Below are 10,603 nucleotides of genomic sequence, written 5' to 3'. Positions count from 1 at the left end.
TTCCGCTACCGGCCGGTGCTGGCCCGACAGGGGCGCCGGGTGACGCGTGAGCACCGGCTGGTGCTCGCCCTCTGGGGCCGGCTGCTGGCCGAGCACCAGCAGGCTCCGGTGCCCGAGGGGCTGGTGGTGGCGGGCGAGGGGCGGCGTCTGGAGAGGGAGCGGCTGGCCCTCAGCAGTGGTTTGATGCGCCAACTGGACGACAGCCTCGAGCGCCTCGGCCAGGAGCTGAACCACGACCAGCCGCCGCCGCTGGTGAACGACCGCAAGAAATGCACCCTCTGCTGCTGGCGGGGGCACTGCGACCGGGAGGCGGCCCGGGAGGGCCATCTCAGTGAGGTGAGCGGCATCGGCGGCAAACGCCGCGAGCTGCTGCTGGGACTCGGCATCGCCCGCCTCACCGACCTGGCGGCCGCCGACCCTGAGCAGCTGGCCGATCAGCTCGAGGCCCATGGCGAGCAGCACCGCGAGATCGCGGCCACCCTGGTGGCTCAGGCGCAGGTGCAGGCCAGCGGCATCCCCGAGCGGCTCGATCCCGCACCCGCCCTGCCGGAGCTGGCCCGGGCCCCGGGGGTGCTGCTCTACGACATCGAATCCGATCCCGACGCCCGCGACGATTTCCTGCACGGCTTCCTGGTGCTGCCCCGTGGCGCTGATGGGTGCTGGCCGGTGGGAACCGGCGCAGACCGTGCAGGCCGCTATCTGGCGGTGCTGGCCCTGCAGGAACACGGTGAGCCCCGGCTCTGGGCCCGGCTGCGGCGCCTGCTGGCGCGCTACCCCGACTGGCCCCTGCTCCACTACGGCGAAACCGAGTCGCTGGCCCTCCTGCGCCTGGCCCAGCGCCAGGGCGCCAGCGAGGCGGAGGTGCTGCGTCTGCGCAGCCGCCTGGTGGACGTGCATGCGCGGCTGCGGCGCCACTGGCGCCTGCCGGTGAACGGCTATGGCCTCAAGCCGGTGGCGGGCTGGCTCGGGTTCCACTGGAGCCAGCCCGGCGTCGATGGAGCCCGCTGCCTGCTGTGGTGGCGGCAGTGGCGCCACTGGCATCAGGATCGGGTCCGTGGCCGCCACAGCCCCGGGCGGCTGCAGCGGATCTTCCAATACAACCGCGACGACAGCCTCGCCACCTGGGCGGTGGCCCGCTGGCTCCTGGATCGGGACTGACGCCCGCCCGCCACTGGCCTGACCGCCACTGGATCGCCCGTCTCGGCCCCTCCCGCTGCGTTCCGCTCAGAGCCTGGCGGCAGAGCCGGCTCCCACCGGCGGTGGCGCGAAGGCCTCAGGGCAGGACAGCGTCACCATCACTCCAGACTCAGGCTCCCCCTGGCCGAGGGCCCGTAGTTCCACCGCATCCAGGTGGCGGCGGCGGACCAGGGCCAGGCCGATCCGCCCCTGGCCATCGGGAAGCTCCAGGGCGGAGGTGATCAGCCCGGCGCGGCTGCCGTCGGCGCTCTGCAATTCGCTGCCGGGTTCGGTGCAGGCCGCCGCCGCCGTGGCATCCGTGGCATCCGCCAGGTGCCAGCGCCGCAGCTGCTGCTTGACGCCGTCGTAGGTGGCCAGCTTGGCCAGGGTCTCCTGGCCCACGTAGCAGCCCTTGCTGAGGCTGACCCGCTCGGCCAGGCCCAGCTCAAAGGGGTTGGTGTCGTCGTTCAGTTCGTTGGGAGCGGCCGGCAGGCCCCGCTGGATCCTCCAGTGCTCGCTGGCGCTGAGCGGGGCGCCGCTGGAGAAGGCTGCGGGCAGATCCGCCACCAGGCCGGCCGGCAGGTGGTCGTCGCCTTGCACCAGCAGCCGCTCCTCTCCGAGCAGCCAGGCCTGCGGTTCAGCCTGCGGCTCGCCAACGGCCCTCCAGGTTCCCCCCGCCGGCTCCGGCCGTTCCGCCGGGGTGCCGGGGCTGAGCGGCGTGATCAACCAGCCCGTCTGCAGCGTGCCCAGCTGAACCTGATCCGCCGGGAAGAGCACCCGATCGAAGGCGGTCCGCACCGCGCCGCCATCGCCGGCGGTGATCGCCAGCCAGGCGCCGGACGCGTCCACCAGCACCTCCGCCAGGGCCCGCATCCGGCCGGTGGGGCTGATGCAGCAGGTGCGCAGCCACTGGCCAGGAGCGGCCTGCGCCACCGCCTGGCTGGTCTGGCCATGCAGGAAGGAACGCGTGTCGGGACCGTCCAGCCGCAGCAGGCTCACGGGCTGGACGAGGCAGCCACTGTGGTGGGGCTGGTCCCAGGGGCTGATGGCGTTGCTCATGGGAGGGGATGGCAGGCCGGCGTCGCAGCCATGGTGGATGAGCGGGTCACCAGGTGTTGAACCTGCGATAGGCCCAGAGCTGCAATTCAGCCGCCTGTGGCGCTTGCAGCGGCGGCGGCCACCTCTTCCAGCAGGAACAGGCTGCGGAGATCCAGGCCGGCGGCGGTCATCGCTTCGAGGCCCCCCTCCTGCCGGTCCACGATTGTCACCACCCGTTCCACCACGTAGCCGGCTTCGCGCAGCTGGGTCACGGCCTTGCGTGACGAGCCGCCGGTGGTGACCACGTCTTCCAGCACCGTGATGCGGCTGCCCGCGGCCGGCAGCGGGCCCTCCAGCCAGGCGCCGGTGCCGTGGCCCTTGGCCTCCTTTCGCACGATCAGGGCATCGAGCTCGCGGCCATCCAGGGCCGCGCGCATCGCCACCGCACTCACGAGCGGATCGGCCCCCAGGGTGAGGCCCGCCACCGCCACCGCTTCCGGTTCCACCTGGTCGAGCAGCAGGGCACCGAGCAGGGCCAGCCCCGGGCCGGCCAGGCTCACCGGTTTGCAGTTCACGTAGTGGTCGCTGCTGCGGCCGGAGGCCAGGGTGAACGTGCCGTGCCGGTAGGCCCTGGAGGCCAGCAGGGGCAGCAGGGCGGCCCGCTGCTCCGCCAGGGCTCCGGCGATCGCGCCCATGGCGGTGGCGGCGGCGGGATGGTACGGAAGGGGCATCGGTCGCGCAGGTGGCTGACGGGGGCTGGTGGAGGAGCCCGGGCCTGCCTAGTTTGAGGGCGAAACGGGTATCCCCGGTACAGGCCGGTAGAGCGATGCAACGCAGGCGAGCCCCCCGTCCGGGAGCCATCGAAACCTCAGGTTGGTCAGGGCGCTTCGGGCGGCGAGCGGTTGGCTTGAGTGCCGCCGCAACGCTGATGCTGCCGCTCATGCCGGCGCAGGCCCAGACCGGTCCGGTGGTGTGCACCACCACTCTGGAAGCACCGCTGGCGGGCAGTGGCCCTGCCGGAATGAACGCCGCCGGGCCAGTGGAAGTGACTCGGTGCGCTGTGGTGCAGACCACCGCCGAGTTGGTGGAGAACCGCTTCTTCACCTACACACCCACCTTTGCCCGCAGCATTGACATCACCCACCAGATCACCGATCTGTTCGGCATTGCCATGGGTGGCAACGGCGGCACCAAGGTGATGGGTCTGGGCTTCCCGGATCAGAGGATCGTCTGGGATGCCTCGGCCTTGCACAACACCGCCACCGAACTCCTGGGCCAGCAGAGCAGCCCGCTCTACTGGCGGACCGAAGACGTGCCCAACGGCTTTTCCTCCAGCATCGGCAGCGGCGGTGCGGCGGTGGTTCCGGTGGACAGGCCGCAGCGTCAGTGGTCCCCGCCTCCGATTCGGGGTCTCTGGTAAACGTGCGTCTGTCCACCTCGACTGGGGGAGGACAGGTGCTGGCCCTGGGCCGCGTCAGGCCCAAGCCAGCTAGCTGTGGCCAGATCCCTGGGGGTCTAGCAATCTGGTGAATGCAGCGGACTCATAATCCGCCTTAGGCGAGTTCGATCCTCGCGACCCCCATGCAGTCCAAGCTGAGCCTCAGGCCCAGGTCTCTCCTGTGACTTGGTCATGTTCACAGCTTTCAGCTCCGATAAAGCGATCGCGCTGTGTCGATGAGACATCATCAGAAAGGAAATTTGCAACATGATTTTCTGGCCGCTGGCTTGGCAATGAAACAAATGAAACACCATCGCTCGGCACGCCGGTCAGCAGAATCTGCGCTCCTGGCAGACTGAAGGCATTATCCTTATCTCCCCGAAGCATATCGAAACCTCAGCACATCGAACAGGAATGCATAGTCCTGTCGACAGAGGTGAGGAGCGCGTTCAGCTCGGACCCATTCACCTGATCCCGCCAGATTTGTCGTTGCATCTCCACAAATCAAGCCTGCCACGATCAGCCGAGAACGAATCCACCATCCACCACCAGAGTCGAACCCGTGATGTGTGCAGCCTTCTGCGAGCAAAGAAACAGGACACTGTCGGCAATGTCCTGGGGCGAGAGAATCCCACCGAGCGGCAAACCGGATGCCAGGTTCTCTGCCGCCATCGGTGCAGACGTATGTTCTGTGCTCTCAAGGAAACCTGTCAGCATCGGAGTTAGAACGGGCCCAGGAGACACCTCATTGATCCGAACACCCCATCGCGCACACTCCGCCGCTGCCGACTTGGTCAACAGGGTCACCGCACTCTTGCTGGCGTTGTAAAGACTGTTCCCTCGGAATGCACGCTGACCTGCAACCGACCCAACGTTGACAATCGAGTCACCACCATCACGCATCGCTTCCACCTCAGAGCGCAGGCACAGAAATAAGCCCCGGGCGTTTGTTGCGAAGATCACATCAAAATCAGCAGCGGTGTAGTCGAGAAATCCGGCGCTTCTATCAATCCCCGCGCAATTTGCAGCGCAGTCAAGGCGGCCATATCGATCCAGGGTCGTCCTCACGGCGATGGTGAACATGGGCCTCCACACCCAGGTCGACTGCCAGGAAAAGGAAAGTACCGCCTTCCAGCTCGAAAAGCCGCTGCGTCTCAGCCCCACGTGCGGTGTTCCGACTGCAGCCAATCACCGTGGCGCCCTCGCGGGCGAAAGCAAGGGCCACCCCACGTCCGATACCAGAGGTCGCTCCGGTGACGACGGCAATTGTCTGATCAAAGGAGCGGGAAGGCATCCGGGAAGGCATCAAGTCAACCCTGATTGGGGTTGTCTCTACTGGTGCCCAGAAGGCAAGCTTGACGCGATCCGTCCGCTGGGGTGCCTCCCATCCCGAACCCTACGCGGAAGGCAGTCAATGCAGCGTCATGCAACAAACCGCCATCCCCATCAACCAGCCAACACCAGAAGCCTTGAAGCGATCAAGACCTTCTGGAATGAAACCAGTTGCAGAAGCAGGCCCAGCTGATGCAGATAACCGCAGAATTGAGCCGGGTCAGATGGAACCTTGAGCATGGGCTTCTTCTTCAGCGAGTCGCCATAGCACTGTTGGAACGCAGCAGCCCAACCTGCTCACCTCCAGGCGATCGAGAATCATCGAAGAAATCATGTTCGGTGGACCTGGCCAAGTGGCAGCTGCCATCTCCGGCCCCACGTCACTGTAAAAAAGTCATACCATGACACCCACCACTCAGCACCTGGCTTCTCCTGTGGCGCCTCTGTCCGTCCCTGGCGTTCCACGTCTCGTAGTGCGATGGCTTGGTCTGGCCGCGCTCGCTCTTGGGGCGGTCAGCTGCAGTTCCAGCATCACGACTCTCACCGTGCCGGTGAGTCGCTGGCCGGGATATGAATTTTTTCCTCTGGCCCATGAACTGGGGCTGGACCGGCGCCATGGGCTCTCCCTCAACCTGAAGAGCTACGCCAATCCCCAGGACATCGTGCACGCCTACTTACGCGGAGATCTTCAGCTGGCCCAGCTGACCACCGTGGAGGCCGTGGACCTCTGCAACCGGGTTCCGAAACGGTGCCCGGTGGTGGTGCTGGTGCTGGACGAGTCCCGTGGAGGGGATCAGGTAGTGGTGAAACGCTCCCTTGACTCCATTGCCCAGCTCCGCTCCCTGCCGGTGGCCATCACTCCGTCCACCTTGGGCCCGTTTGTTCTGAGCCGAGCCCTGGCCCGTCACGATCTCACACTGGATGATGTCGAGCTGAGTCCCATGCCCCTGGAGGCGATGCCGGATGCTCTGGTCCGTGGTGATGTGGCTGCCGCTGCCATGTTCCCGCCCTTTTCGGATCAGGCCATCGCCACCGGCAAGGTCCGCCCGCTGTTCACCAGCCGCGAGATTCCAGGCGAGATCTTCGATATTCTTGTCGTGGATCCTGACTTCCTGGCCAGCCGTCGACGAGATCTGGTCCGCCTGCTGCGTGTCTGGCAGGACGCCCACAATGAGGCTGATGAGCGGCCCCACCCGGCTATCGCCATCATGGCCCGGCATGAAGGTGTGACAGAGAAGGCTTTCCGTGACTCTCTCAAAGGCCTGGTATTCCTGTCCCTCACCGAACAACAGCCACTGTTCGCCCCAGACGGAATTCTTGAGCGTAACCTCAGGATATTGCGGGAGGTTCAGGCTTACCTGAACCTGCTTCCCGCCGATGCACCCTTGCCGCCGGTCGACAACTCGATCATCCAGGAGGCTCTCAGCAGCGAAGTTTAGCTGCTATCAGCGCAGGGGAACAGAGCTGTCCTGCGCATCTTCGGTCTTCAATTCCACGGAAACATCGGCAGACGGCTCAGCAACGGTCACGCCATGACGGCCCAGACGCCCCTTGCGGACATACAGGGCCTGGTCGGCTCGTTCCATCAGCAGGCTTGCTGATTCATCGCGCTGCGGGATGGCGCAGGCAACACCGATGCTGGCGGTGACCCACCCGACCACGGGGCTCGAGCCATGGACGAGCGCCATGGCGTCCAGGGTAGCGAGGATATCGTGGGCCAGCTTGGTGGCTTCAGCCAGTGGGGTTTCAGGCAGTAACACCGCAAATTCCTCACCTCCGATCCGACACACCAGGTCAGAGCTGCGCCGGGCCTGGCTGCGGATGACGTCGGCGATGGTCCTCAAGCAGGCGTCCCCCTGCACATGTCCGTAGAGATCGTTGTAGAGCTTGAAGTGATCCACATCCAGCAACAGCAGGCTCAACGGTTGTCCACTGCGGAGACCTCGGCTCCATTCCTCGCTCAGTCCCTCATCAAAGCTGCGGCGGTTGCCGACAGCTGTGAGGCCATCGGTGCTGGCGAGGGATTTCAACTGTGCCGTGAGTTCCTGTCCTTCTGTCACCAACTTCAAGAAGCTGCGCATCAGGCTGCCGATCTCCATGGGGGCATTCTTGATTGTGGAGCTCTGGAGGGCGGTGTTCACATCTTCCCCAGGAGTCTTCATCAGCTGCTCGAGTTGCAACAATGGCTTCAGAATCCGATCCGAGGTTCGCCAGGCAAACAGCAGGCCCACAAGCCAACCCAGCGCCAGTCCTGACAACCAGAAGGCAAAGCCAGTTCTCAGCGCCTGATTCTCCTTTCGCTTGAGTGTGTCGCGCTGGTCGTCGAGTTTGCGCTGCAACGTCGACAACTCTTCCCCGTGGCGCCGGATGGCGGTGATGGCCGGGTCACTCAGCATCGTTTCCAGAACAGCGGACGACACCGGCTGTTGTCTGGCCTGGGCGGATCGGACCTCTGCTGCCGTTCTCTCCAGGTTGCGCAACACCTGAACCGAGAGCAGGCGGATGGCTTCCAGTTCCCGATGGAAAGCGGGATCAGCTGAGGCCATGACCAAGGAAGCCAGCTGTTCGTCCAGTGAAGCGCTGAAACCCCTGAGGCCCTCAATGTCGCGATCCAGCTGGTTGATCAGCTCAGCAGGGGGGCCTGGCAGTAAGTATTGGCCCATGTGGGGCACAGCCTGCAGCAGGTTGAAGCTGAGGTGGGTGAGACTGTCGGATTGAAACGCGACCCGACTGGCCTGGACCGAGATCCGATGGCTGGTCCAGGAACTCAGGGCCCAGCCCCCCATCGCGGCTACGGTGACGATCGCCAAGGTGGTTGTCTGGATCGCAAACAGTCGCCGACGAAGTCCCACACCCCATGGCGTCTTTGTCGTAGGATCTTAGGACGTATTCGACGCCCCGGCAGATTGAGCGTCGTCCGGTCAGCTGGGAGCCAGGACTGAATGATCGCGGCGTCACGGGACCAGCCTGGTGTAGCGCTGCGATCCAGGTGATTCATCACAGTCATCGCCAGCACTTTCGTCTGGCTCAACAGCACCACCAGCTGCTTTCCGCGTGTGATGCCGGTGAACACCAGGTTGCGCTGCAGCACGGCGTACTCCTACGGCAGCAAGGGAATCACCACCGCCAGGTCTTCACTTCCCTGACCTTATGAATCGTGCAGGGATAGGCCGGCAGCCGATTGTCGAGTTCACCCCAACCATCGATCACAGCACGCCCGTAAAAAAAGCACGGTCTGTTTGCTGTTGTCGGCATGCAACGCATCCATGGTGCCCACAACTCCGCTGAACATATCCCTATCGTCGTTGTTGACATCTCCACCACCTTGTCGCCGGCGGCAAAGCGCCAGCAGCAGGTCGAACTCCAGCAGCCGCTTCGGTGCCCGCTCGCCATGGTGGGTTCGATGCTCGTCGATCCCCCCGGCGCCGAATCAAAGTGCCCAGACTTGAAGCCGTCCCCCTCGGCAGCGTGACGATCAGCAGCCGCCTCGACAACGGTCCGGTCCAGGATCCGCGGCTCAAGCCGCGCCTCAGTGTGATCATCCCACTGCTGAATGAGGCCCGTGCTGCCCGGCAGTTCGGCGCGGCGTGGCAAGCGATGGCAGCCAGCGGCGCTGAGGTGCTGCTGGTCGATGGCGGCAGCGAAGACGGCACACTCGTGCTGATTCAGCAGCTCGGCCTCCAGGTCGTTGCGGCAGAGCGGGGCCGGGGCCGGCAGCTGCAGGCGGGAGCCGAGCGCTCCAGCGGCGAGATCCTGCTCTTCCTGCACGCCGATACGCAGCTGCCCGCCGATGGCCTGGAGCTGGTGCGCCGCAGCCTGCAGGGCCCCCGCTGCTGGGGCCGGTTCGATGTGCGCATCGACGGGCAGCAACGGATGCTGGCGGTGGTGGCCTGGGCCATGAACCTGCGCTCCCGCCTCAGTGGCATCGCCACCGGCGATCAGGCCATGTTCATGACCCGCGAGGCTTACCGGCAGAGCGGCGGGTTCAGGCCGCAGCCGCTGATGGAAGACGTGGATCTCTCAGCCCGGCTGAAGGTCCTCGCCCCACCCGTCTGCCTCAAAGCCCGGGTGACGACCTCAGGCCGGCGCTGGGAGCGGAACGGCGTCGTTCGCACGATCCTGCTGATGTGGAGCCTGCGGCTGGCCTATCGGCTTGGGGTGCCGGCCTCGACCCTGGCCCGGCTGTATCGCTGAGGATTGATCTCAGGCCCGGGCTCGACGCCTCGGTTCAGCAACAGGCGCTGCCCGTTGAGGCAGAGGTGAAGGGCAGGGCTCCGCCGCAGCCGGGAAACAGGCCGTAATGGTGGCTGAAGTCGCCGATGAAGCTGAAATGGGGCGCCAGGCGACTCTCGGCAAGCATGCGGTAAGTGTTGCCACACACCGGAAACACCCGGCCCGTCTCGATGGCGTGGTGCTGATCGAAGCGCAGCAGATGGGGGTGGGCCGGAATCGTGCCGCGATAGATCACCGCCTGGCCGTGATCTTCACAGGCATCCTCCAAGCCATCGATCCGGAACAGGCGATAGGTAGCGGAGAAAAAGCGGATCTCTCCGGTCTTGGCGGCCAGGTCAGGGTCGGTGATCGCCAGGGGACGATCCGCCACCAGCCGTGGATCCAGGAAGCCGGCCTGTTGAGCCAGCCGCCGGAAATCGTTCCAGTAGAGGGCGCCGCTGAGGCACTCGCCGTAGAGCACCGGATCCTGGCGCAGGGCCTCAGGGATGCGCCGGTCGGCATACACATCGGCGAAGTAGAACTCCCCGCCAGGCTTGAGCAGCTGCCGCACCCCCTGCAACACCGCCAGCTTGTCGGTGGAGAGATTCACCACACAGTTGGAGATGACCAGATCGAAACTGGCGGGCTCCAGATGGAGCTGATCCAGCTGCTCGATGATGCCGGCGACAAAGCGCACATTCGCGTAGCCGAACTGCTCGGCGTGGTACTCGCGGTGCCGGTTGGCGACGGCCAGCTGCTCGGGCGTCATGTCGACGCCCACCACCTCACCGCTGGGGCCCACCAGCTGGGCGAGAAGGTAGGCATCCCGGCCGCTGCCGCAGCCCAGGTCCAGCACCCGGGCCCCCTCCAGCAGGGGTGGCGCCACCAGGCCGCAGCCGTAGTAGCGCGACAGCACCTCGGGGTGGAGGCGCGCCAGCAGGGGCCTGAGCTCCGGCGGCACGGCGGTGGCATCACAGCAGGCCGTGGTGCGCAGGTCGTCGCTGCTGGTGAGGGTGGAGCCGTAGTACTGCCGCACCACGCTGGTGAGTTCAGCGGCGCCACTGGAGCAGGTGGAGGGATCGGCGGTCATGGGGTCTCAGGGGAGCGGCGCAGGGCGCACAGGGGTCAGGCCTGTTGCAGGCGCTGACCACCGGCGGAAGGACTTCACTCTGGATCAGGGGTTCGACGACTGTGGCGCCACTCCGGAACCGCTCTTCCACTGCCAGGGTTGGCGGCAGCCCGCCGGGTCCCTCCGCCGATCACCGCCGTGAGCGAAACCTGCCGCACGATCCTCTTCGCCAAGGCGCCGGTGCCCGGCCAGGTCAAGACCCGCCTGATCCCCGCCCTCGGAGCCCGGGGGGCGGCGGCCCTGGCTGCCGCGATGCTGGAGCGCACGGCGGCCAGTGC

The 10,603-nt window shown here is 65.8% G+C and carries 13 protein-coding genes and 1 tRNA gene; 6 read left to right on the top strand and 8 right to left on the bottom strand.

Annotation, left to right across the window (positions count from 1 at the left end; translation table 11 throughout):
* A partial coding sequence (locus VB716_RS10070; RefSeq protein ID WP_323270375.1) for a TM0106 family RecB-like putative nuclease occupies positions 1-1,158 on the top strand: 1,158 nt, incomplete at its 5' end.
* A gap of 66 nt (positions 1,159-1,224) precedes the next feature.
* Here the strand turns inward: VB716_RS10070 and VB716_RS10065 are convergent.
* The gene (locus tag VB716_RS10065; protein ID WP_323270374.1) at positions 1,225-2,235 is read right to left on the bottom strand and encodes a folate-binding protein; all 1,011 of its coding nucleotides are present in this window, start codon (positions 2,233-2,235) and stop codon (positions 1,225-1,227) included.
* An 86-nt stretch (positions 2,236-2,321) separates the two neighbouring features.
* A complete protein-coding gene (gene pyrE / locus VB716_RS10060; RefSeq protein WP_323270376.1) occupies positions 2,322-2,909 on the bottom strand; it encodes an orotate phosphoribosyltransferase in 588 nt (195 codons plus the stop codon).
* Positions 2,910-3,142: 233 nt separating this feature from the next.
* On the opposite strand from pyrE, the gene VB716_RS10055 reads away from it, so the two are divergent.
* Entirely contained in the window at positions 3,143-3,634 is a 492-nt protein-coding gene (locus VB716_RS10055; RefSeq protein WP_197158995.1) for an Occludin/ELL family protein, read from the top strand.
* An 89-nt stretch (positions 3,635-3,723) separates the two neighbouring features.
* A tRNA-Ile gene (locus VB716_RS10050) sits at positions 3,724-3,796 on the top strand.
* An 18-nt stretch (positions 3,797-3,814) separates the two neighbouring features.
* Here the strand turns inward: VB716_RS10050 and VB716_RS10045 are convergent.
* The 4 genes from VB716_RS10045 to VB716_RS10035 all read right to left on the bottom strand — a co-directional run bounded on the left by VB716_RS10045 (position 3,815) and on the right by VB716_RS10035 (position 5,224).
* A complete protein-coding gene (locus VB716_RS10045; RefSeq protein ID WP_323270373.1) occupies positions 3,815-4,039 on the bottom strand; it encodes a hypothetical protein in 225 nt (74 codons plus the stop codon).
* Positions 4,040-4,171: 132 nt separating this feature from the next.
* Positions 4,172-4,735, bottom strand: coding sequence for an SDR family oxidoreductase (locus VB716_RS10040; RefSeq protein WP_323270372.1), 564 nt, complete (start codon positions 4,733-4,735; stop codon positions 4,172-4,174).
* Positions 4,686-4,946 (bottom strand): SDR family NAD(P)-dependent oxidoreductase, encoded by a 261-nt coding sequence (locus VB716_RS17460; RefSeq protein ID WP_416238098.1) that lies wholly within the window; start codon positions 4,944-4,946, stop codon positions 4,686-4,688. The genes VB716_RS10040 and VB716_RS17460 overlap by 50 nt, the downstream gene beginning before the upstream one ends.
* A gap of 152 nt (positions 4,947-5,098) precedes the next feature.
* Positions 5,099-5,224, bottom strand: coding sequence for a hypothetical protein (locus tag VB716_RS10035; RefSeq protein WP_322757971.1), 126 nt, complete (start codon positions 5,222-5,224; stop codon positions 5,099-5,101).
* A gap of 233 nt (positions 5,225-5,457) precedes the next feature.
* On the opposite strand from VB716_RS10035, the gene VB716_RS10030 reads away from it, so the two are divergent.
* Positions 5,458-6,423, top strand: coding sequence for an ABC transporter substrate-binding protein (locus VB716_RS10030; RefSeq protein ID WP_323270371.1), 966 nt, complete (start codon positions 5,458-5,460; stop codon positions 6,421-6,423).
* A gap of 6 nt (positions 6,424-6,429) precedes the next feature.
* Here the strand turns inward: VB716_RS10030 and VB716_RS10025 are convergent, their stop codons facing one another.
* Positions 6,430-7,794, bottom strand: a complete 1,365-nt coding sequence (locus VB716_RS10025) for a GGDEF domain-containing protein (RefSeq protein WP_323270370.1) — start codon at positions 7,792-7,794, stop codon at positions 6,430-6,432.
* A gap of 443 nt (positions 7,795-8,237) precedes the next feature.
* Between VB716_RS10025 and VB716_RS10020 the strand changes: the two genes are divergently transcribed.
* Entirely contained in the window at positions 8,238-8,456 is a 219-nt protein-coding gene (locus tag VB716_RS10020; RefSeq protein WP_197171249.1) for a hypothetical protein, read from the top strand.
* Positions 8,453-9,178 carry a TIGR04283 family arsenosugar biosynthesis glycosyltransferase gene (locus tag VB716_RS10015; protein WP_323250503.1) on the top strand — a complete coding sequence of 242 codons (726 nt, stop codon included), beginning with the start codon at positions 8,453-8,455 and terminating at the stop codon, positions 9,176-9,178. Before VB716_RS10020 ends, VB716_RS10015 begins: the two co-directional genes overlap by 4 nt.
* Before the next feature lie 34 nt (positions 9,179-9,212).
* Here VB716_RS10015 and VB716_RS10010 read toward each other — a convergent pair whose 3' ends face one another.
* On the bottom strand, positions 9,213-10,286 hold the full coding sequence (locus VB716_RS10010; protein WP_323250501.1) for a methyltransferase domain-containing protein: 1,074 nt from the start codon (positions 10,284-10,286) through the stop codon (positions 9,213-9,215).
* Positions 10,287-10,603: the final 317 nt, after the last annotated feature.

Origin of the sequence: Synechococcus sp. CCY9201 (assembly GCF_034931105.1) — a bacterium.
Taxonomy (GTDB): Bacteria; Cyanobacteriota; Cyanobacteriia; order PCC-6307; family Cyanobiaceae; genus CBW1002.
This window is presented reverse-complemented; position numbering and strand designations above follow the sequence as displayed.

Bases quoted from the DNA above. Each gene is read 5' to 3' on its own strand.
- VB716_RS10040 (WP_323270372.1), bottom strand. From the start codon at position 4,735: ATGTTCACCATCGCCGTGAGGACGACCCTGGATCGATATGGCCGCCTT.
- VB716_RS10045 (WP_323270373.1), bottom strand. From the start codon at position 4,039: ATGCTTCGGGGAGATAAGGATAATGCCTTCAGTCTGCCAGGAGCGCAG.
- pyrE (WP_323270376.1), bottom strand. From the start codon at position 2,909: ATGGGCGCGATCGCCGGAGCCCTGGCGGAGCAGCGGGCCGCCCTGCTG.
- VB716_RS10065 (WP_323270374.1), bottom strand. From the start codon at position 2,235: ATGAGCAACGCCATCAGCCCCTGGGACCAGCCCCACCACAGTGGCTGC.
- VB716_RS10055 (WP_197158995.1), top strand. From the start codon at position 3,143: ATGCTGCCGCTCATGCCGGCGCAGGCCCAGACCGGTCCGGTGGTGTGC.
- VB716_RS10035 (WP_322757971.1), bottom strand. From the start codon at position 5,224: ATGCTCAAGGTTCCATCTGACCCGGCTCAATTCTGCGGTTATCTGCAT.
- VB716_RS10010 (WP_323250501.1), bottom strand. From the start codon at position 10,286: ATGACCGCCGATCCCTCCACCTGCTCCAGTGGCGCCGCTGAACTCACC.
- VB716_RS17460 (WP_416238098.1), bottom strand. From the start codon at position 4,946: ATGCCTTCCCGCTCCTTTGATCAGACAATTGCCGTCGTCACCGGAGCG.
- VB716_RS10020 (WP_197171249.1), top strand. From the start codon at position 8,238: ATGCAACGCATCCATGGTGCCCACAACTCCGCTGAACATATCCCTATC.